17 protein-coding genes are annotated in these 21219 nt (G+C 55.1%); 13 read left to right on the forward strand and 4 right to left on the reverse strand.

All coding sequences use genetic code 11. The annotated features are described in order from the left end of the window. Positions 1-963, reverse strand: coding sequence for a phosphoserine phosphatase (serB, locus tag EDC54_RS05360; RefSeq protein WP_132454026.1), 963 nt, complete (start codon positions 961-963; stop codon positions 1-3). Between the two features lie 143 nt (positions 964-1106). Between serB and EDC54_RS05365 the strand changes: the two genes are divergently transcribed. Continuing rightward, positions 1107-1805 carry a YtjB family periplasmic protein gene (locus EDC54_RS05365; protein ID WP_132454028.1) on the forward strand — a complete coding sequence of 233 codons (699 nt, stop codon included), beginning with the start codon at positions 1107-1109 and terminating at the stop codon, positions 1803-1805. 44 nt (positions 1806-1849) lie between these two features. Here EDC54_RS05365 and EDC54_RS05370 read toward each other — a convergent pair whose 3' ends face one another. Beyond that, entirely contained in the window at positions 1850-2767 is a 918-nt protein-coding gene (locus tag EDC54_RS05370) for a hypothetical protein (protein WP_230514471.1), read from the reverse strand. A gap of 301 nt (positions 2768-3068) precedes the next feature. On the opposite strand from EDC54_RS05370, the gene prfC reads away from it, so the two are divergent. The 7 genes from prfC (at position 3069) to EDC54_RS05405 (ending at position 9900) form a co-directional block, all read left to right on the forward strand. Beyond that, positions 3069-4658, forward strand: a complete 1590-nt coding sequence (gene prfC / locus EDC54_RS05375) for a peptide chain release factor 3 (protein ID WP_132454032.1) — start codon at positions 3069-3071, stop codon at positions 4656-4658. Positions 4659-5140: 482 nt separating this feature from the next. Further along, positions 5141-5749 (forward strand): molecular chaperone OsmY, encoded by a 609-nt coding sequence (gene osmY / locus EDC54_RS05380; RefSeq protein WP_132454034.1) that lies wholly within the window; start codon positions 5141-5143, stop codon positions 5747-5749. 147 nt (positions 5750-5896) lie between these two features. After that, entirely contained in the window at positions 5897-6058 is a 162-nt protein-coding gene (locus EDC54_RS05385) for a DUF1328 domain-containing protein (protein ID WP_132454036.1), read from the forward strand. Positions 6059-6181: 123 nt separating this feature from the next. After that, positions 6182-6370: a CsbD family protein gene (locus EDC54_RS05390; protein WP_132454436.1), complete on the forward strand. Its 189-nt coding sequence runs from the start codon at positions 6182-6184 to the stop codon at positions 6368-6370. A gap of 94 nt (positions 6371-6464) precedes the next feature. After that, complete coding sequence (locus EDC54_RS05395) at positions 6465-7304, forward strand: TatD family hydrolase (RefSeq protein ID WP_132454038.1); 840 nt, start codon at positions 6465-6467, stop codon at positions 7302-7304. Between the two features lie 460 nt (positions 7305-7764). Next, positions 7765-9042, forward strand: a complete 1278-nt coding sequence (locus EDC54_RS05400) for a NupC/NupG family nucleoside CNT transporter (RefSeq protein ID WP_132454040.1) — start codon at positions 7765-7767, stop codon at positions 9040-9042. Between the two features lie 141 nt (positions 9043-9183). Next, the gene (locus EDC54_RS05405) at positions 9184-9900 is read left to right on the forward strand and encodes a 4'-phosphopantetheinyl transferase family protein (RefSeq protein WP_132454042.1); all 717 of its coding nucleotides are present in this window, start codon (positions 9184-9186) and stop codon (positions 9898-9900) included. 56 nt (positions 9901-9956) lie between these two features. On the opposite strand, the gene EDC54_RS05410 is transcribed toward EDC54_RS05405, so the two are convergent. Together EDC54_RS05410 and EDC54_RS05415 are read right to left on the reverse strand one after the other, a co-directional pair. Then, positions 9957-11918, reverse strand: coding sequence for a TonB-dependent receptor domain-containing protein (locus EDC54_RS05410; protein WP_132454044.1), 1962 nt, complete (start codon positions 11916-11918; stop codon positions 9957-9959). Between the two features lie 93 nt (positions 11919-12011). Next, positions 12012-13262 carry an MFS transporter gene (locus EDC54_RS05415; protein ID WP_230514472.1) on the reverse strand — a complete coding sequence of 417 codons (1251 nt, stop codon included), beginning with the start codon at positions 13260-13262 and terminating at the stop codon, positions 12012-12014. Positions 13263-13595: 333 nt separating this feature from the next. On the opposite strand from EDC54_RS05415, the gene EDC54_RS05420 reads away from it, so the two are divergent. The 5 genes from EDC54_RS05420 to dhbA are packed head-to-tail and all read left to right on the forward strand — an operon-like array spanning position 13596 to position 21216. Beyond that, the gene (locus EDC54_RS05420; RefSeq protein WP_132454046.1) at positions 13596-14792 is read left to right on the forward strand and encodes an isochorismate synthase; all 1197 of its coding nucleotides are present in this window, start codon (positions 13596-13598) and stop codon (positions 14790-14792) included. Then, positions 14789-16414 carry a (2,3-dihydroxybenzoyl)adenylate synthase gene (locus tag EDC54_RS05425; protein WP_132454048.1) on the forward strand — a complete coding sequence of 542 codons (1626 nt, stop codon included), beginning with the start codon at positions 14789-14791 and terminating at the stop codon, positions 16412-16414. The genes EDC54_RS05420 and EDC54_RS05425 overlap by 4 nt, the downstream gene beginning before the upstream one ends. A 10-nt stretch (positions 16415-16424) precedes the next feature. Next, on the forward strand, positions 16425-17300 hold the full coding sequence (locus tag EDC54_RS05430) for an isochorismatase (RefSeq protein WP_132454050.1): 876 nt from the start codon (positions 16425-16427) through the stop codon (positions 17298-17300). Further along, a complete protein-coding gene (locus EDC54_RS05435) occupies positions 17297-20440 on the forward strand; it encodes a non-ribosomal peptide synthetase (RefSeq protein WP_132454052.1) in 3144 nt (1047 codons plus the stop codon). Before EDC54_RS05430 ends, EDC54_RS05435 begins: the two co-directional genes overlap by 4 nt. Before the next feature lie 5 nt (positions 20441-20445). Continuing rightward, positions 20446-21216 carry a 2,3-dihydro-2,3-dihydroxybenzoate dehydrogenase gene (gene dhbA, locus EDC54_RS05440; protein ID WP_132454054.1) on the forward strand — a complete coding sequence of 257 codons (771 nt, stop codon included), beginning with the start codon at positions 20446-20448 and terminating at the stop codon, positions 21214-21216. The last annotated feature ends 3 nt before the right edge of the window (positions 21217-21219 follow it).

Raw genomic sequence — 21219 nt, forward strand, 5'->3', positions numbered from 1 at the left:
TCACATACTGCCGCTGAGGATGCACATCACGCCGGTCAGGTCGGCATGGCGAATACTGACCGCGGATTGCTCATTAACTTTGGGCTTGGCGTGATAGGCAATGCCTAAGCTGGCCGTTTTGATCATCGGCAAATCGTTGGCGCCGTCGCCGATGGCAACGGTTTGGTGCATCGGGATCGCCAGCTTTTCCGCCAGCCGTTGTAACGTGGTGGCCTTATATTTTGCATCGATAATCGGGCCGATGACTTCACCCGTTAACTTACCGTCTTTCATGCCTAACTCGTTGGCGACCGCGGCGACCAGACCGAGTTCATCACGCAAATAATCGGCAAAGTAGGTAAAGCCGCCAGACGCGATCGCCACGTGCCAACCCGCCTCTTGAAGCTGACTGACCATATTACGCAGGCCCGGCATCAGCGGCAGCGTTTTGAGCACCGTTTGTAAAATAGCCGCATCGGCACCTTTTAAGGTGCCGACACGTTGGCGCAGGCTGGCGGAGAAATCCAGTTCGCCGCGCATCGCGCGTTCGGTCAATTCAGCGACCTGTTCGCCGGTGCCTGCCAGTTTGGCGATCTCATCGATACACTCGATCTGAATCGCGGTGGAGTCCATGTCCATGACCAGCAGGCCCGGTGCGCGCAGCGTCGGCGCATTGCGCATCGCGGCGACATCGATATTCAGCTCATGAGCCAGCTTGGTGGCGCGCGGCGTCAGTGTGCCGGCCAGACGCACAACCTGATATTCTCCCACGTTCCAGGCGCTGACAATCACCATGGCGCTCCCCAGTTTACGCTGATAGCGGGAAATCAGGTTCTTATCGAGCACATCGCTGTAAATCAGCCAGCCGGTATCGCCAGCGCGGTAGTCAAGCGGCATGACTTCATCGCCGCTCAGTGATAACGGCAGTCCCGGCCAACAGTTAATCTCATTCGGGAGATCACGATAGGTCAGACTATTCGACATGGGGTAAATCCTCTGCTGGCGCTCACGCGATAAAAAGGGATGCGGCGTCGACCAAACATATCCCTCTAAAAACAGGGCAACAAGCTATCCTATCGTCGGCGCTTCTGGCAACATGAAAGTATCCAAAACGCGTAAGGATTATCATGGTTCGCGCCCGGTTAAAATTCCGTCTACATCGCACGGCGATCGTGCTGATTTGCCTCGCTCTGCTGGTGGTATTAATGCAGGGGGCATCCTATTTTAGTTTGAGCCACCAGATGGCCCGCTCTGAACAGGTTGAAGAACTGGCGCGCACGCTGTCCAGACAGGTGGCGTATAGCCTTTCTCCGCTCATGGGCAGTGCGGATAGTAACGGCACGCAAATTAACACCATTCTCAAACAGCTTACCGATCACAGCCGTATTCTGGATGCCAGCGTATACCAGCAGGACGGAACATTGGTGGCGCATGTCGGTGAACAGGTGCAACTGCGAGACCGGCTGGCGTTGGATGGGAATCGGGTCGGCAGTTACTCCAACCACCAGTTGGTGCAGCCCATTGAGGGAAAAGAGGAGCCGATCGGCTTCCTGCGTATTACGCTGGATACGCATGTGCTGGCGACCGAAGCCAGACAGGTGGATAACACCACGAATATTTTACGTCTGATGATGCTGGTGTCGTTGGCTATCGGCATCATTTTAACCCGAACGCTTTTGCAAAATCGCCGTACCCGTTGGCAACAGTCGCCCTATTTGCTGACCGCCAGTACGCCGGTAAACGAAGACGGAAATGATGCCGCGTCTGACGCGTTATCAAACGGCGAGGCGGTCGTGAAAGCGAAGGGCGAAGAGAAAAGCCTCTGACGTTTACCCCCGTAAAAACACGCGGTTTGTGCGGGGGGATGCGGCTATTTCAACTGCTGCTGAAACTGTATCCAGTGAGACTGAAATTGGCTCACGACGGAGAGGTGTTCGCTTTGGGTATAGCGATCGCTGGTCGTGGCGGAAATGTAGTGGCGGAAGTTGTCAAACCAGGAGTCCACATTGGGTGATGCGGTCAGAGAAAAGATGTTCTGGCGCTGTAGCTGGGTGGTGGATGTTCCTTCGGCGTTCTTCTGTAGTTCCTGAAAGGTGGTATTCGCCTTGTCGCTGTCCCCGGCGTCGACGCTGCGCTGATACTCATCTTGCAGAATATTTTTTTCCAGATGACTCAGCGCTTCAGACTGATAGGCGATGAAGTCCTGAATATCCTGATCGGCCTTCTGGTGGGCGCTGCTATCCACATAGCGATTTTTCAGTTCTTCCAGCTTTGCGGCTTTTAGCGTGATTTCGATGCTATCGGTGGTGTAGCTCCAGGTTGTCACGCTGGATGGTTTAGATAACGCCTGATTGACCAGACCGATAAACGCTTCTTTACTGATGTCGCTGTCTGCCTTGAGGTTATTCGACCATTCCTCGATCGCTATCTTGTTCATGCTCATATTATCAATCGAGAGGTTGATGCCCGGTTGGGTATCGGCTGTGTTGCTTTGCTGTATGAGATTGCGTGTTTTCAGTATTTGTTCCTGTCTTGTATTTTCTCCCTCTTTACTCCGCATGGACGGTGGCGCATTGGCTATGGTGTCTTTCAGGCGTTCTATCGCTTCTGAAGAGAGGGTGATCGTGCGGGCTGCGGGGAGGGTTTTTCCCGTAATGGGATCGACAATGGCGCTGTTGTCGCTGCTGACCGGGGGTGATTCTGGCTTTGTAGAGGCTGGTGTCGTCGTTGAAGATATCGCGGTGCTTGGGGCCTGAGAATTGCTATGACCCGTATTATTTACAGACATGCTCATATTCTCTCCGTGGTGCGATTGAATGGTTAAATATTGACCCAAACATTATCGGCTGGTTTCCTAAAATTCTTTACACCTCTTTGATGAGGCGTCGTGTCGTTCGGTGGAGAAGCCGCGCCGGGGCATCCGTTGCAAACGTTCTACCCGCTGTTTCTGCCATCACCGATTGTGTCTGCCCTTTAAATCAGGGAAAATACCCGACTTACTGTTATTTTCCTTTGCCTGACGTTCTGACATCGGTGTGTAGTTAACGTGATGCTGACGCCGGGTGGCTAACAAAAGAAACCTGAAAATCATGTCTCCAAGTGAATACGCCCGCGAAGTCTCTAAAAGAAGAACGTTCGCCATCATTTCTCACCCCGACGCCGGTAAAACGACGATTACCGAGAAGGTGTTGCTGTTTGGACAAGCGATCCAGACTGCCGGTTCGGTAAAAGGGCGTGGTTCGAGCCAGCATGCGAAATCCGACTGGATGGAGATGGAAAAGCAGCGCGGTATCTCGATCACCACGTCTGTGATGCAGTTTCCTTATCGTGACTGTCTGATCAATCTGCTGGATACGCCGGGACATGAAGACTTCTCCGAAGATACCTACCGCACGCTGACGGCGGTGGACTGCTGTCTGATGGTGATTGATGCCGCCAAAGGCGTCGAAGATCGTACCCGTAAGCTGATGGAAGTCACCCGCCTGCGCGATACGCCGATTTTGACGTTCATGAACAAACTTGACCGCGATATCCGCGATCCAATGGAAGTGCTGGATGAGGTGGAAAGCGAGCTGAAGATTGCCTGCGCGCCCATCACCTGGCCGATTGGTTGCGGTAAGCTATTCAAAGGCGTGTATCACCTTTATAACGATGAAACTTACCTGTATCAGACCGGTAAGGGCCACACGATTCAGGACGTGCGCGTCGTTAAAGGGTTGGATAACCCGGATCTGGACGTGGCCGTTGGCGAAGATCTGGCGGCACAGCTGCGTGAAGAGCTGGAGCTGGTAAAAGGCGCTTCGCATGAATTTGAGCTGGATGCGTTTCGCGCCGGGGAATTGACGCCGGTCTTCTTTGGGACCGCGCTGGGTAACTTTGGCGTTGACCACATGCTGAACGGGCTGGTGTCCTGGGCGCCAGCGCCGATGCCGCGCAAGACCGATACGCGAGAAGTCACGGCGGTTGAGGAGAAATTCAGCGGCTTTGTTTTCAAGATTCAGGCCAATATGGATCCGAAACACCGTGACCGCGTGGCGTTTATGCGCGTGGTGTCCGGGAAGTATGAAAAAGGCATGAAACTGCGTCAGGTGCGTACCGGTAAAGACGTGGTGATTTCAGATGCGCTGACCTTTATGGCGGGTGACCGCTCGCATGTTGAAGAGGCGTTTCCGGGCGACATTATCGGCTTACACAATCACGGCACTATCCAGATTGGCGATACCTTTACGCAGGGTGAAGAGATGAAATTCACCGGCATTCCCAACTTCGCGCCAGAACTCTTCCGGCGTATTCGCCTGCGCGATCCGCTCAAGCAGAAACAGCTGCTGAAAGGGCTGGTGCAGCTGTCGGAAGAGGGCGCTGTGCAGGTATTTCGTCCGTTGAGTAACAACGATCTGATCGTGGGTGCTGTCGGCGTGCTGCAATTTGATGTGGTTGTGGCCCGTTTGAAAACGGAATATAACGTTGAGGCGATTTACGAGTCGGTTAACGTTTCTACCGCGCGCTGGGTGGAATGCCGCGATGCGAAGAAATTCGAGGAGTTTAAGCGTAAGAACGAGCTGCACCTGGCGCTGGACGGCGGTGATAATCTGACATATGTGGCGCCGACGATGGTGAACCTGAACCTGACGCGTGAACGCTACCCTGAAGTGACGTTCCACCAGACGCGCGAGCACTGATTCACGACGTGCGTGTGCCTGCGGCGTTTGGATGACGACCAGATAGATAGCGTAACTCTCACCCGGTGTTGTTTGGCCCTGATGCCAGAAATACCGGGTGTTTTTCTTTTTAAATTCTTTAAAAATCAATTCATTGAGTTGTTCCCTTCCTTGTCTTTACGCCGTTTTTTACGACCACAGACAAATCTGAATTGCTGAACATATTTTCCCGTGACCCTGTGATTTTTCATTCTGTGGGCTATAGTTAACAACGTGTTAACTGCTTTGGCGCGTTAAACTGTTAACATCATTAAAGCTGGTTCATTGTTTTAGTTTATTTTGCATTTGCAATTTAATGCTCTGATTTTTCTATGTAATAAGATGAAATCGTCGGAGTGTTGATAACGTCGTCATCACCTGATTCTTTGAGGAATGCACAGGCGTGAATGTGACCCATATCGGTAGTTTCGGGTTGATAGAAAAGCATAAGAGGGAAGACATCGATGAATAAGACCAAATTGACACAATCGCTGATCGTAGTGGCTCTGAGTTCTGTTCTGGCTGGTGGTGCGATGGCCGAAGAAACATTCGGGCAGAAAGTTGATCGTATAGCGGACACAACTGGTGCAAAAATCGATAGCTCTGCCAATAAAGCGTCTGGCTACATGAGCGACAGCGCCATCACAGCAAAGGTAAAGAGCGCGTTACTGGAAGATAAATCGATCACCAGCAGCGACATCTCCGTTGAAACATCGAATGGCGTGGTGACGCTAAGCGGCTTTGTCGGCAGCCAGGCGCTCGGTACGCACGCGGTGGATATCGCCACCAAGGTCGATGGGGTTAAATCCGTGAGTGACAAGTTGCAGGTGAAAGACGCCTCGTCCCAGTCAGTTGGCGCCTATGCGGATGATGCGGTGGTGACCAGTACCGTGAAGGCCAAACTGTTGGCGGACGACATTGTTCCTTCCCGTAAGGTCAAAGTGGAAACGCAGGACGGCGTAGTACAACTGAGCGGCGAAGTGGATAACAAAGCGCAGTCCGATCGTGCTGAAAGTATTGCAAAGGGTGTTGAGGGCGTGAAAAGCGTCAAAAACAGCCTGACCGTAAAATAATCGTCGCCATTCTTACAGGGCTATCCGCAATGGGGTAGCCCTACCCATCTGCACAATAAAACACCGCCAGTGGATACGCAGTCAGGACGCACGCATCGCGTCAGGATGACCACCTGATTTCTTTCTTTCGTCTGGTAAGGAGAGTGTATGTTTCGTTGGGGTATCATCTTTCTGGTTATCGCCTTGATCGCGGCGGCGCTGGGGTTCGGCGGGTTGGCCGGTACCGCAGCCGGGGCGGCGAAAATCGTCTTTGTCGTCGGTATTATTCTGTTCCTGATTAGCCTGTTTACCGGTCGCAAACGCCCTTAGCCCGGCGCATCTTTGATAGACAGGTTCATAAAGAGCACACAGCCGCGCCATGCGGCTGTCATCTTTTCCCGGCACACTGCGTATGTATTTGCTGTATTTCGACAGTTTATCAGGAGGGTTATGATGAATAGCGATATCGTGGTAGGCAAATGGAAACAGTGGCGAGGGCATTTTCTGGCGCTATGGGCCGACTGGTTTGACAGTGACGGTGTCTGGCTGGAAGGCAATAACGATTATCTGTCCGGCGTATTACAAGAGGGTTACGGAAAAGCGCATGAAGAGGTATCCTTAGAGAAGAACGTCTTGCACTGAGGACGCACCGCAACAGCAAGCCTGATGTTGTCATGCCTTTCGGCAGGCGAGTTTAGGCGGAGGTTCGGTTGTCTCATTTTTACGGAGAAACGCCGTGCCTTCTGAGCCGTTTTCCGAGGCGGAACGATCTTCCGACGACGTATCCTCTTCTGAACGATACCGTTTTATTGACACCCATTGCCATTTTGATTTCCCGCCTTTTTTCGATGATGCGGTGGCTAGCCTGCGTCTGGCGCAAGATGCCGGCGTCGAACGGATTATTATACCAGCCGTTGCAGCCCATCATTTCGATCGCGTATTGATGCTCACCCGTACTTACTCGCCGCTTTACGCCGCGCTTGGCCTGCACCCGCTTTATATCGCCGGGCACCGGGATGGCGATCTGTCCCATCTGGAAGATAAGCTGCGCCACTCCCCTGACAAACTGGTCGCCATTGGCGAAGTCGGGCTCGATCTCTTCATGCCGGAACCGCAATTCGAGCGGCAGCTGACTTTGCTTGAAGGCCAATTACGGCTGGCGAAAAAGTATGATCTTCCCGTCATCCTGCACTCGCGGCGCAGCCATGACCGGCTGGCGCAGTTACTTCGCCGCATCGATGTGCCGCGTACCGGCGTGGTGCATGGGTTTGCGGGCAGTCTGGCACAGGCACAGGCGTTTATTCGTCTGGGCTATTACATTGGCGTGGGGGGAACCATTACCTATGAACGCGCGAATAAAACCCGTCAGGCGATTGCGCAACTGCCGCTGACGCGGCTACTACTGGAAACCGATGCTCCGGATATGCCGATGAGCGGTTATCAAGGGCAGCCTAACCGACCTGAGCGTATCCCGTATGCGTTTCAATCGCTGTGCTCGCTGCGCACCGAATCGCCGCAAGAGATTGCCGCCGTGCTCTTAGAGAATACGCGCCGGCTGTTTGGCGGTTTGCGCTGACCTGAGGAGAGCTGTTTTTTCTTCATCTGCAAACGTTGGCACACTATCGATTACGCCCGGTTTATGACCTGTTTTTGTGCACAGCCAGGCGTATCAGGTATGGCAATTTCATATTGTTGCCAAAAAAATGTGATGGATATCACTTTTCTGCATTTTTGCGTGTCAGATGCCGTGGGTATTTGTGACATAAATTAGCGACCTTTATGGGGCTGTCTTTATACTCGTCATACTTTACGTTGCCTGTGTGTAGGTTGTCTTACTTTTCCCTTCCATAGGTCTCGATTCGGAGACTGTGACGTTACAAGGTTCATTCAAGGTCAATGTGTCGCGTTTTTTAACATGCCGTGATGAAACTTGAAGGCGTCAGAGTACCGTTCGGCTTGCCGGTACGCGTCAGACGTTCTGGCAAAGTGTTTTTTTATTATGATCTTACTTTTTCACGCGTTATAGGGAACCACACATGCAACTCGTTATGAGTCTCATCGGCATGATTGTTCTGATACTGTGCGCGGTTATGCTGTCGAATAACCGGAAAGCTATCAGATTGCGCACCGTTGCCGGTGCTTTCGTTATTCAGATTGGTATCGGTGCGTTGGTGCTTTATGTGCCATTGGGCCGCAGGGTCCTGGAGGGACTGACGGGCGGTGTGGCAAACGTTATCGCTTACGGAAACCAAGGGGTTTCATTCATTTTTGGCGGGCTGGTTTCCGACAAAATGTATGAAATCTTTGGTGGCGGCGGATTTGTGTTCGCATTCCGCGTGTTACCTATCATTGTCTTTTTCTCTTCCCTTGTGGCGGTGCTGTATTACATGGGGGTGATGCAGTGGGTCATCCGTTTATTGGGCGGTGGATTGCAGAAACTGTTGGGAACCTCCCGTACTGAATCACTCTCTGCCACTGCTAATATTTTTGTCGGCCAGACGGAAGCACCGTTGGTGGTACGTCCTTATATCGCCAACATGACGCGTTCAGAACTGTTTGCGGTGATGTGTGGTGGATTGGCTTCCATTGCGGGTTCTGTGATGGCGGGCTATGCCCAGATGGGGGTACCGCTGGACTACCTGATTGCATCCTCCTTCATGGCTGCTCCGGGGGGATTGCTGTTTGCCAAACTGATGGTGCCGGAAACGGAGAAAACGCACGACCATGATGAGATGGTCGGGTTTGTCGATGAAGACGATCGCCCGGCCAATGTCATTGATGCGGCAGCAAGCGGTGCGGCTTCCGGTATGCAGTTGGCCCTGAATGTGGGCGCGATGCTGCTGGCTTTTGTCGCTTTGATTGCTCTTCTTAATGGCATTCTGGGCGGTATCGGCGGCTGGTTTGATTATCCGCAATTGTCGATGGAATTGATTCTGGGGTGGGTATTCTCACCTGTCGCTTTCTTAATCGGTATACCGTGGAATGAAGCAACGGTTGCGGGCTCGTTTATCGGGCAAAAGCTCATCGTCAATGAGTTCGTTGCGTATATGAATTTCAGCGAATACCTGAAGGCGGACGAGGTGGTGGCCGCCGCAGGGTTGCAGGTTTTGTCCGATCATACCAAAGCGGTGATTTCGTTCGCGCTGTGCGGGTTTGCTAACCTGTCGTCAATTGCTATTCTCATTGGCGGTTTGGGCAGTATGGCGCCGAATCGGCGTCAGGATATTGCCCGTTTGGGGTTGAAAGCGGTCGCGGCAGGGACACTTTCAAACCTGATGAGCGCCTGCATCGCCGGATTCTTTTTGGCGCTTTAGCGCCGACATGCTGGTGGCCGTAACGAGCCAATGGGCGGCATCAGACGCCCATTGTGCATGACGCCTCTGTCTCTTTAGGGGTTAATGGGGGTTGCGCCGTGTTCTGACGATGCGGGAGACTGACTGCCTGAGTGGAGTGACATGCTTTCTGCATTTATTGACAAGATTGAATGGATTACTTTGCCACGGGCAACGGATGGCGCCGCCTACCCAGGTATGGCTGCTCGCCGCTATTTCCATTTATCCGCCTATGATGATGCCCTGTTTGCCGAGGCTAACATTCCGTTTTCCGATGCGCTGGAACGTGCCGTACCGAAACGACGCGCTGAGTTTCTGGCCGGGCGCTGCCTCGCCAGAGACGTGTTGAGTAAACTGGGTCACCCGGGGTTTGTTCTGCACAGCGCGCAAGATCGATCGCCGCAATGGCCGGAAAATATTACCGGCTCCCTGAGCCATAACAACGACAGCGTCCTGTGTGCCGCTCACGTGCGTAGCGATGAGCTATCTTGCGTCGGGGTGGATATCGAAGGGTTTATCTCCGACGAACGGGCGCAGTCACTGTGGCCTGGAATCATTGGCGATAACGAATATCAGTGGTTTCTACAGCGGGATGAACCCTTCTGCTGTTTACTGACGATAAGCTTCTCGGCGAAGGAGAGTTTGTTCAAGGCACTGTACCCGCAGGTGCGGCGCTACTTCGATTTTCTGGATGCCCGACTTGTAGCGCTGGATATCGCCAAACGCGAGTTTGAGCTGGAACTGTTGACCGATCTGACGCCGACGTTCTACGCCGGACGCCGTTTTACCGGTACGTATCTACTCAGAGAGCATGACGTGACGACCTTTATCTGCTGCTGACGCACGTAAACTGGCCGCGTGTAAAAGGGCGGTTTGCCGCCCCTGTTTACCGTGGTTTAGAATTTATAGCTCACCCCGCCGTACACCGTTCTCCCGGAGAGGAAGTAATCGTTATTGGTTGCGATGTAATCCCGTTTTTCGTTGGTCAGGTTAGTGACGCCCAGTTTCAGATCCACGTTTTTAACCGGCGTATAGGTGGCGCCAATATCGACGGTGTTAAAGCCGCGCGTTTTGCTGACCTCCTTATCAAATAGATACTGGTTACCCGTGTATTGGTAAGAAATATAGGTAGATACGTTTTCCAGCGCTTGCCAGTTAAGCTGAGTGTTAACCGTATTTTTCGGCGTCTGCTTCAGACGCATTTTGGTGGTGCGATCTTCGGCATCGACGAGGGTCCAGTTGGTGGTCCAGTTCAGATCGTCCGTCAAATCAACCCAAAATGAGGTTTCAATCCCTTGAATTCGCGCTTTGTCCACGTTTTCGTAAGTGAGGCGCGTCGAGACTCTGTCCCAAGTCTGAACCTGAATCATATCCTTGATATCATTATTAAACAGGGTGACGCCTGCACCAAAGCGCTCGGCTTCATAAGCGGTGCCAAGTTCATAGCTGATTGACGTTTCCGGATCCAGGTCCGGGTTACCGACGGTCTGGCACCGACCACGGCAAGCGGCGATAGCGTATGATGCGGATGACTGGGCAATTGACGGTGCTTTGAACGCCTTACTGACGCCGCCCTTGATCACCCAGTTATCTGTGAGGTTATAGGTCGCGTAAGCGCGTGGGCTAAATTCCGTACCGTAAGTTTCGTGGTGGTCGACGCGTCCACCGAAGGTTAATGCCAGATCGCCGAGTTTAAATTCGTCTTGTAGGAAGATCGCGCCCTGACTTACGTCAATGGCCCCGTTGGGCAGATTCATACTGTGTTTTAGCGAGGTCAGACGGTACTCTCCTCCGCCGGTCAAGAGATGATCGCCCAGATAGCCGGAAATTTGTCCGTCAACGGTGTGATTATCCTGCGTGATATCTGCTTTGCCATTATTGAGCTGTGAGTTATCCATCAGTTCAACATTCTCGTAGAAATAGCGCAGACGCGTATCAATATTCTCCCAGCTGCCGTTGTGCGTAAGCCCCAGCCCCAACCTCTCCATTTTCTGAATATTGCGTACCGCTGTACCGTAGTTATTCCAGTGCACGTCGCGGTCGTCTTTCGTGTACGTGACATCAAAGTCCAGACTTTGTTGAGGATCGATCAACCATGTCAGATTACCCAGGACGCTGTAATTGTCGCGTTTTTCCAGTGCGTCGGTATTCTGATTGAGCGACTGTTCCGTTCGCCATGCATCACGTTTACCACCGTCAGCCAGGAGGCTGCCGAGCAGCGTATTTTCTATCAGCGGACCACTGATATAACCGTTCAGGCGGTTATGATCGCCACCAGAACCTTCAGTCGGCGCTTCAAAGTTATAGCCAATTTCTCCGGTGACTTGCTCTCCGGGTTGGCGCAGGATGACGTTTATCACGCCGCCCAGCGCATCGGCGCCGTACAGTGACGACATCGGGCCTCGGATCACTTCGACACGCTCGATAGCGGAGATGGGGATCGTACTCAGATCGAAGTCATTTCCCATGTTGCCCGCCAGCGCATCACGAGAATTGACGCGGCGACCATTCACCAGCAGCAGCGTATAGTCCGCTTTCATTCCACGAATCTTGATTTCGTTACGGCCATAGCTGGTAGAGGGATTTATGTTAATCCCCGGCAACTTTTTCACCGCGTCGGAAACGGTATTCACCGACATCTTTTCCAGCTCGGCGTGGGTGATGACAGAGACGCTGGCCGGGGCGCTCAGCGTGGTGTGTTTGGTCTGCGTTGCCGTCACGACGATTTTTTCATCTGCCGCGTTTTCTGCCTGTACGAGGGCAGGCGACGTCAGTAGCCCGGCCACCAGCAAGGCAGAGTACACCTTACTGTGTGGGAAGCGTTGATGTGAAAATGGGTTTTCCGGTTTTAGCTGCATGTCAAAATCTCCGTCAAATAATGAAAATCGAGCCAATCAATGTTGCTGTGTTACTTGTATTGCCGATGCGTTTCGCGACGCGAAGCGCTCGGTTTATTGTCCTGTAACCGGTACAGACTGGCGTGCCGACATGCTCCGGCTGCGTTCAGCCAACTGTGGAATGAGCCGCATAGTCAGCAGCATGGCGACCAGAGCAAATGTGGTACTGGCGATAGCCAACTGAGAAAACCCTTCAATACTTCCCGTGTCGGAGGTGTTCAGATAAGCGGCAGAGACGATGCTGGCGAGCCCTGAAGCCACGTTGGTTGAGGTTCCCTGATAGGACATAAATGCGGCGCGCTGATGCGGCAGCGGAATACCGGCGGTGATCGCCAGCGTGCTGCTGGAGCGTGCGGCGCTAAGCGCCATGAACAGGGTGAATACCAGATACAGGGAAAGAGAAAAGGGAAAGACAAAGCCGCAGAGAATGGTCACGGCCAGCAGCAGCGTGGTTATCACGATGGTTTGGCTGGCATAACCCCGATCCAACAGGTGGCCGCAAAGTTGCATAGTAACCATGCTGGCCAGTCCGCCGTACAGATAGAGCAGGGAAATATCATCCCGCGGGAAGGCCAGATTGAACTGAAAGTAGTTGGAAAAATGTGGGATCAGCAGGAAATGCCCGAACATCTGTAGCGAAACCACCGTCAGTCCCAGCAGGAAAAGCGGAGATGTGAGCAGGCCGTTTAATACGGAAACGGGGGCGTTTTCCCGTTGAGGGCGAGGTTGCGGCGGGATTGAAGGGAATAACCACCACACCAGCCACACCAGCAGCAGTCCACCGAGGCCGAAAAGATAAAACGGGGCCTGCCAGTTAATGCGGTGAGCCAGCTCCAGCGACAGCGGCATGATGATAATTGCCGCCAGTGAAAAGCTCATACCAACATAACCCAATCGTTTTCCGCGCTCTTTGGCGGGAACAACATCTATCACTGCCGCCATCAAGACGCCTGAGGCCGGTCCGGCCACGCAGCCCGCCAGAATAAACAGCACGAAAAGATGGGTTTGGCTGGTGGCAAACATACAGGCCGCCGTCAGGCCGAAGCGCAACGTCAGCAGAACGATTAAGGCATGTTTACGGTTAAACCTGTCCAGATAGGGGGCGGCAAAAAAACCGGCGATAGCGGAGGCAAATGTTGCGCCGCCGCTAATGTAGCCGATGTTTTTGGCGTCCATGGACAAGGCGTTAACGAAGTCCGGGCCTAAGGGCATCACCATCATCAGGCTGCCGAGAGAAAGCATGTTAATTAACAATGCCAGATGCACAACGGATTGGGTGGGCAGGCGGCGCATGCTTTCGTCCATGACGGGTTCACATTTAGACACGGTTGGAAAAAGATTCGAGCAGTCTAGCGCAGCTTAATAACGCTGACAACAAATGATAAGCATTTTCATTATCATTTGTGATGTGTGTTTTATAATCAAAACATTCTTGTTGTTAATCATTCTACCGTGTGTGAGATGAAGGTGAAAAATTGATGAATATCAACCAATACCCCATTCTGTGAGTGGAGATAACCTTGTTGTCGAGCCATTGACCGAACGCGTTACTTCAGTGTAATTTAACCGCGCTTAATATAAATGATAATCATTACGATAATCATTGGTATTTAATCTTGTGGGCGCAGGAGCGGTTTTGTGGATACACTGATGACAGAAACTGAAACATTTAGCGGGCTAACTTACCCGGCGCAGAGCACTTTTTTATATGCGTCGGCGCATCGTAGTTTTTCTACCGCCGGTCTGTTTGAACACATTTCATCACCGGCTAAGGTTCCGGGGTCGAACGATGATCATCTTGGTTCTGCCATCGCCCGGGCGTTCCAGCGGGCGCGTCAGGCCGGACAGACATTGCCCATCGTGGTGGGCGCAATTCCCTTTGATACCACGCAACCTTCCTGTCTTTATGTTCCTGAGCGTTATACCGTTACCACGAAAGCTGAACTCGTCAGCCGTGCCCGTAAACATACGGCGGCACCGCTTACCGCACTCACGTTAAACAGCCTTCCAGATGAAGGCCGGTTTAAATTGATGGTCGCTGAGGCGGTTGAGCGTTTTCGCCGCGGCGAACTGAGTAAAGCGGTGCTGTCGCGCATTCTGAACATTGAACTGTCCGGCCCCGCCGACGCACAAATAATCCTTAATCACCTGATGGTGCAAAACGCGGGGGGATATCACTTCTCGCTGCCCCTGCCGGATGGCGCGATATTACTGGGGGCGAGCCCGGAACTGCTGCTGCGTAAGCGGGGGAGCACCATCGTATCAAATCCGCTGGCGGGGTCGGCGCGACGGGTGAACGATGCGCATCAGGATTACCTGAACAGCCAGCGCCTGCTGAATTCCGCCAAAGACAGGCACGAGCACAAAGTGGTGGTGGACGATATTCGCCAGCGGCTGGCACCGTTGTGCTCGTCGTTAACCGTTCCTTCCACTCCCTCGCTGATGAGCACCGCCGCCATGTGGCATCTCTCCACCACGATCAGTGGTGAACAGGCGAACCCGGCGATGACGGCGCTTCAGGTGGCCTGCCAGCTCCATCCCACTCCCGCGCTGTGTGGATTTCCCACGCAGAAAGCGCGTGAACTGATAGCTGAACTGGAACCGCACGATCGCGGCGTGTTCAGCGGCATTGTCGGCTGGTGTGATGCCAACGGCGATGGTGAATGGGTGATAGCCATTCGTTGCGGCACCATCAGACACAACCACGTCCGCCTGTTTGCCGGCGCGGGCATCGTTGAGGCGTCGGTTCCTGAGGATGAATGGGCTGAAACTGCCGCCAAGTTGAACACAATGCTGAATGCGTTTGGGCTTAACTCAGGTGTGGATGGACTATGAGCATTGAATTTACGCCCTGGCCGGAGGAACTGGCGCAGCGTTACCGCGATAAAGGCTATTGGATCGGTTTGCCGTTAACGGATGTCTGGGAACGCCATCTGACAACCCAGCCTGATGCCGTTGCGGTGGTATGCGGTGAGCGCCAATGGTGCTATCGCGAACTGGATCGGCAGGCTTCCGCGCTGGCGTCGCGTCTGACGGAAAGCGGCCTGCGCCGTGGCGACACCGCGCTGGTGCAGTTGCCGAACGTGGCCGAATTTTACCTGACTTTTTTTGCGTTGCTGAAAATGGGCGTCGCGCCCGTTAACGCGCTGTTCAGCCATAACAAACTGGAATTGCTGTCGTATGCCACGCAGATCGAGCCGCGTTTACTGATCGCCTCGGCGGAGCACCCGCTGTTTGGCAACGGGGAATTTCTGGCACAGCTACAGACGCAGGTTCCCCGTTTGCAAACGGTGGTGATGCTCGGCGACAGTCCGCTGGGGCACAGCCTGACGGACTGGCTGCAACCCGATGCTTCGGGCTGTCCATATCAGCCTTCGGCTCCGGGGGAAGTCGCTTTTTTCCAGCTTTCCGGCGGCAGTACCGGCACGCCGAAGCTGATCCCGCGCACCCATGACGATTACTACTACAGCGTGCGCCGCAGCGTGGAAATCTGCCGGCTCACGCCGCAAACCCGCTACCTGTGCGCGCTGCCCGCGCCGCATAACTTCCCGCTGAGTTCCCCCGGTTCACTGGGCGTGTTTTACGCCGGTGGACGCGTCGTGCTGGCGCCCGATCCGGGGGCGATGACCTGCTTCCCACTGATCGAACGCCACCAGATCGATATCACCTCGCTGGTGCCGCCCGCCGCCGCGCTGTGGATCCAGGCGGCCGAACAGTTTGGCGGGGCGCTGCATAGTCTGAAAGTCTTGCAGGTGGGGGGCGCGAAACTGAGTGAAGCCGTCGCCCGTCGGATTCCGGCGGTGCTGGGCTGTCAGTTGCAGCAGGTGCTGGGGATGGCGGAAGGGCTGGTGAACTATACCCGGCTGGACGACGACGACGAGCATACCTTCACCACGCAGGGCTATCCGATGAGCCCGGACGATGAAGTGAAGGTGTTAGACATCGACGGCAATCCGGTGCCGAGAGGCGAAGCCGGGCTGCTGGCGACGCGCGGCCCGTATACCTTCCGTGGCTATTACCGCAGCCCGGAACACAACGCCCGCGCCTTCGATAGCGAAGGGTTCTACCACTCGGGCGATGTGGTGCAGATGACCGAGGATGGCTATTTGCGCGTGGTCGGACGGGAAAAAGATCAGATTAACCGCGGCGGTGAAAAGATTGCCGCTGAAGAGATCGAAAATCTGCTGCTTAAGCACGACGGCATTCTCCATGCCGCGCTGGTGTCCATGCCCGATCCGGTTATGGGCGAAAAGAGCTGCGCTTTTCTGGTGGTCAGCGATCCTTCGCTGAAAGCCATTACGTTAAGAAAATATCTTCGTCATCAGGGTATTGCTGAATTCAAACTGCCGGATCGCTTCGAGATGATCGACACCTTGCCCGTTACGCCGGTCGGCAAGATTGATAAGAAATCACTCCGTCAGCGCATCCAGACCCAACTTAGTATTCAAGATAAATAAGGATTTTGTGATGGCAATCCCTTCTATTGCTTCTTATCCCCTGCCGAGCGCACAGGATTTCCCGGACAACACGGTTTCCTGGGCATTTGAGCCTGAACGCGCCGTACTGCTGATTCATGATATGCAGGACTATTTCGTGAATTTCTATGGCGCGGACAGCCCGTTGGCGCAACAGCTGATTGAGAACATTGCCGCGCTGCGCGCCTACTGTAAGGCGCAGGGGATCCCGGTGGTGTATACCGCGCAGCCGAACGCGCAAAGCGCGGCAGATCGTGCGTTGCTGAACGACATGTGGGGAGCAGGGCTGAATAATCACCCTGACAAGCAGCGCGTGGTTAGCGCGCTGGCACCGGATGAGCACGATACGGTGCTGGTGAAGTGGCGCTACAGCGCATTCCATCGTTCACCGCTGGAATCGATGATGAAGGAGATGGGCAAAGATCAGCTGATGATCTGCGGCGTTTACGGGCATATCGGCTGCATGATTACCGCGACGGACGCCTTCATGCGCGATATCAAGCCGTTCATGGTCGGCGATGCGATTGCGGATTTCTCACTTCAGGAACACCTGATGGCGCTGAAATATGTGGCGACGCGCGCCGGACGGGTGGTTAGCACGGCAGAACTCACAGGAGCAAAAATGGCACAGGCATTGACGAAACAAGGACTGAAAGCGCATCTGCTGACGTTGATCGACGAAGACGAAGACCAGTTCGATGAAGATGAAAACCTGATCGACTATGGATTGGACTCGGTTCGCATGATGGCGCTGCTGACCGACTGGCGCAATCAGGGCGTCACGCTGAGCTTTGTCGATCTGGCGCGTAACCCCAGCCTGAATGCGTGGTGGGCCTTGATCGAGAAACAGCAGGGAGGCGCGTCATGAGGCCGCTGAGTGTTGCGCAGCGCGGGCTGTGGCTCGGCCATGCCCTGAACGATGATAAGGCGATGTTCAATACGGCGGAGTGCATCGCGTTTGATGGCAAAGTCGATATTGATGCCATGCTGAGCGCGATCCGTCAGGCGGTCATGGAGTGCGAGTGCCTGTACTGCCAGTTTGTCGAGGTGGCGAGTGGACAGGCCGACCAGCCGGAGATCGGCTTTGTGGCTTCTCAACTGCCGGTGCCGATCGGCGTGCTGCAGATTGTAGCGCTGCTGCCCGCACCGATAACGGATGAAGCGCAGACGATACGCCAGTGGGCGCGTGAGGAAATCTCCCAGCCGCTGGATTTGCTGAACGGATTACCCTGCCGATTTGCACTGCTATGCGGTGAAAAACGTGATTTTCTCTATAGTTGCGTGCATCACATTGCGCTGGACGGCTTTGGCACCACCATGCTGTTTCAGCGTATTGCCCAGATCTATACCGCGCTGACGGTGGGGCAGCCCGTGCCGGTGGCTGAGTTCGGTTCGTTCAGTGAGGTGCTGGAAGAGGAACAGCAGCGTGATGCCAGCGGACAGACGGCGCAGGCGCGTGATTTCTGGCTGGAAACGCTGAACGCGATGCCGGAACCGGTCAGTTTCAGCGACAAGAAAGCGCCGATCGCGGCGCGCTTTCTGCGCCAAAGCAGTGTGTTGCCTGCGGATCTCTGGCAATCGCTGACGGCGCTGTGTGAAGGTAATAAAATCAGCTGGCCGGATCTCTTTCTGGCCGTGCTGGCGACGCACCTCAAACTGGTGTCCGGCAGCGACCGGCTGACGTTCGGGATGATGGTAATGAACCGTATCGGTTCCGCCTCGCTGACGGTGCCGAGCATGCAGATGAATATCGTGCCGCTCTGTATTCAGGTGGACGAGGGCGCGGATTTGGTGACGCTGGCGCGGCAGGTGGCGCGTACCAAGCGCACGCTGCGCCGGCATCAGCATTATCGCTATGAGCATTTGCGTCGCGATCTGAATCGCGTCGGCGGCGAACAGCGTCTCTTCGGCCCGCTGATCAATATTATGCCGTTCGATCACCCGCTCAGTTACGGATCGCTGTCGTCCAGCACGCTGAATCTCAGCGCCGGACCGGTGGAAGATCTGACGATTGAGATCCATTTCAAACCCGATGGCACGCCGGTGCTGGATTTTGATGCCAACCCGGCCTGTTACAGCGCAGAGGCGCTCGCCAATCTGCAAGAAACGCTGTTCACGCTGCTTCAGCGCTGGCTGGCACAGCCGCAGCAAACCAGCGGTGAACTGTTGGGATGCTGGCTGCGGGAAGAACGCGAACTGGCGCTGATCACCAGCCGCGAGCCTGAGCCGTTCGTCGAATCGGTTCTGGCGGCGATAGCGAAGCAGGCGCGTAAATACCCGGATCATACGGCGCTGGCCCAGCGCGATCGGCAGTACAGCTATCAGCAACTGTTGGATCTGAGCGCTCAGGCCGCCGCCGCGCTGCACGAGCGAGGCGTTCAGCCCGGTGAACGCATCGGCATGATGATGAATCGCAGCCCTGAAACCATCATTTGCCTGCTGGCCGTGATGCGGTGTGGCGCGGTGTATGTGCCGCTCGACCCCGACCAGCCGGGCGAACGCCAGCAGCACATTATCCGGATAGCCGGGCTGCGCACGATCGTGACACAGGCGGACTATCAGCATCGGCTGGCGTCGGTCTTTTCCGGCGAAATCGTGTTGGCGGGGCATCTGCTGTCATCCAATGCGCAGGCTGTGGCGCTGTCGACGGCGACATCGGGAGAAGGACAGATTGCGTATGTCATGTTTACTTCCGGATCGACCGGCTTGCCGAAAGGCGTGGAGATTGGCGCCAGCGCGCTGGATCACTTCATTGCGGCTGCATGTCAGCGCTACGGACTTCGTGCAGCGGATCGCGTACTGCAATTCGCCCCGTTTAACTTTGATGCCAGCATCGAAGAGATCTTTGCCACGCTGACCAGCGGCGCGACGCTGGTGCTGCGCACGGATGAGATGCTGGAGTCGATGCCGACCTTTGTCGCACAGGTTGAGGAACTGGCAATTACGCTGCTCGATCTGCCGACCGCCTTCTGGAATGAATGGGTAGTGGGGCTGAAAACCGGCACGCTGACTCTGCCTTCCGCGCTGCGCGCCGTCATCATCGGCGGTGAGGCGGTGTACCCCGAACAGCTGGCGCAGTGGCAGCGTTATGCGCCGGATACGCTGCGTTTAATTAACACCTATGGCCCAACGGAAGCCACCGTGGTGGCGACCAGTTGCGATCTGCAAGCGCAGTCCGCCGATGCGGCGCAGCTTCCTATCGGTCTGCCGTTGGCGGGCGTCAACGCGCTGATTCTGGCAGCGGGCGACCGCCCGGCGACGGAAGGGGAACTGGTGCTGCTGGGGCCAACGCTGGCGGCGGGGTATATCGGTACAGCACACGCGGCGTTTACTGCGCTGGCGGTGGGCGATCGGCATCTGCCGGCTTACCGCACGGGCGACAGAGTGCGGCTGGAAAAAGGACAACTGTTGTACCTCGGGCGCATGGATAACGAATTTAAAATCAGCGGCTACCGGATCCAGCCGGGGGAAGTCGAAGCTCATCTGCTGGCGCAGCCGGACATCGATGAAGCCTGCGTACAGGGCATGGTTTACCCTAACGGCGTGCGGCGTCTGGTGGCGTTTGTCGCCACGAAAGCAGGCGAGATCGATGCTCGTGCGCTGAAACAGCGCCTGGCTAGCATGTTGCCGCCGGCGATGATCCCCACTGATTACCGTGCCTTCCGCCAGTTACCGAAAACCGGCTCCAACAAAGTCGATCGCAAGCGTCTGCTGGCGGAATACCACGACGAGGCACCCGCGCAGGCGCTGGCCAGCGAAACCGAGAATCGGGTCAGCGCCATCTGGCAGCAGATCCTCGGCGTGTCGGGGATCCAGTCGCGGGACAACTTCTTCGAGCTGGGCGGACAGTCATTGCAGACTATTCAGATCGTTAACCGTCTCGCGGCGGAGTTTGCCGTCAGCATCAAAGTCTCTGACGTGTTCGATCATCCGCAGCTCAGTGACTTCTGCCGCTATCTGGACGACAGGCTGTCGCAGGATGAAAACAGCGTGGAAATGGTGTGGTAGAGGAAATGATGAACAAGACGCAACCTCTTCAGTTTGATTTCAGCGGCCAGACCGTGTGGGTAACCGGTGCGGCGAGCGGTATTGGCGCGTGCATTGCCCGCCAGTTTGTCGCGCTGGGCGCGACAGTGATCGGTTTCGATCGCCAATTCTTGCATCAAGATCATCCGTTTACCTGCGTGAGGCTGGATATCAGCGCGCCGGACAGCGTGGCGGCGGTGTGCCGTCAGCAACTGGCGGAAACAGGACTCGACGTGCTGGTCAACGCCGCGGGGATCCTGCGTTTAGGCGACATTGAGGCGCTGAGTGTGGATGACTGGCACCAGTGCCTCAATGTTAATGCTTCCGGCGTGTTTTACCTGCTGAACGCGCTGGTGCCGCACTTTAAACAGCAGCGCCGCGGCGCGATTGTCTGCGTCGGCTCCAATGCCGCGCACGTCCCCCGCATGCAGATGGCGGCCTACTGCGCGTCGAAAGCGGCGCTCGCCAGCCTGTCGCACTGTGCCGGGCTGGAGCTGGCGCCCTACGGCGTGCGCTGCAATCTGGTGTCGCCCGGCTCGACGGATACGCCGATGCAGCGCGGCATGTGGCACAGCGCCGATGCGGAACAGCGCACTATTGCAGGCTTTCCTCACCAGTACAAGCTGGGGATCCCGCTGGGTAAGATTGCTCAGCCGGAAGAGATCGCCAATACCGTGGTTTTTCTGGCTTCCGATCTGGCCAGCCACATCACCATGCAGGATGTGGTGGTGGATGGCGGGGCAACGCTGACGGCCTGATTT

Origin of the sequence: Samsonia erythrinae (genome assembly GCF_004342665.1) — a bacterium.
In the GTDB taxonomy this organism is placed as follows: domain Bacteria; phylum Pseudomonadota; class Gammaproteobacteria; order Enterobacterales; family Enterobacteriaceae; genus Samsonia; species Samsonia erythrinae.

What these genes read in the sequence shown, in the direction of transcription:
- serB (WP_132454026.1), bottom strand. Translation starts at nt 963, where the DNA reads ATGTCGAATAGTCTGACCTATCGTGATCTCCCGAATGAGATTAACTGT.
- EDC54_RS05365 (WP_132454028.1), top strand. Translation starts at nt 1,107, where the DNA reads ATGGTTCGCGCCCGGTTAAAATTCCGTCTACATCGCACGGCGATCGTG.
- EDC54_RS05370 (WP_230514471.1), bottom strand. Translation starts at nt 2,767, where the DNA reads ATGTCTGTAAATAATACGGGTCATAGCAATTCTCAGGCCCCAAGCACC.
- prfC (WP_132454032.1), top strand. Translation starts at nt 3,069, where the DNA reads ATGTCTCCAAGTGAATACGCCCGCGAAGTCTCTAAAAGAAGAACGTTC.
- osmY (WP_132454034.1), top strand. Translation starts at nt 5,141, where the DNA reads ATGAATAAGACCAAATTGACACAATCGCTGATCGTAGTGGCTCTGAGT.
- EDC54_RS05385 (WP_132454036.1), top strand. Translation starts at nt 5,897, where the DNA reads ATGTTTCGTTGGGGTATCATCTTTCTGGTTATCGCCTTGATCGCGGCG.
- EDC54_RS05390 (WP_132454436.1), top strand. Translation starts at nt 6,182, where the DNA reads ATGAATAGCGATATCGTGGTAGGCAAATGGAAACAGTGGCGAGGGCAT.
- EDC54_RS05400 (WP_132454040.1), top strand. Translation starts at nt 7,765, where the DNA reads ATGCAACTCGTTATGAGTCTCATCGGCATGATTGTTCTGATACTGTGC.
- EDC54_RS05405 (WP_132454042.1), top strand. Translation starts at nt 9,184, where the DNA reads ATGCTTTCTGCATTTATTGACAAGATTGAATGGATTACTTTGCCACGG.
- EDC54_RS05410 (WP_132454044.1), bottom strand. Translation starts at nt 11,918, where the DNA reads ATGCAGCTAAAACCGGAAAACCCATTTTCACATCAACGCTTCCCACAC.
- EDC54_RS05415 (WP_230514472.1), bottom strand. Translation starts at nt 13,262, where the DNA reads ATGGACGAAAGCATGCGCCGCCTGCCCACCCAATCCGTTGTGCATCTG.
- EDC54_RS05425 (WP_132454048.1), top strand. Translation starts at nt 14,789, where the DNA reads ATGAGCATTGAATTTACGCCCTGGCCGGAGGAACTGGCGCAGCGTTAC.
- EDC54_RS05430 (WP_132454050.1), top strand. Translation starts at nt 16,425, where the DNA reads ATGGCAATCCCTTCTATTGCTTCTTATCCCCTGCCGAGCGCACAGGAT.
- EDC54_RS05435 (WP_132454052.1), top strand. Translation starts at nt 17,297, where the DNA reads ATGAGGCCGCTGAGTGTTGCGCAGCGCGGGCTGTGGCTCGGCCATGCC.
- dhbA (WP_132454054.1), top strand. Translation starts at nt 20,446, where the DNA reads ATGATGAACAAGACGCAACCTCTTCAGTTTGATTTCAGCGGCCAGACC.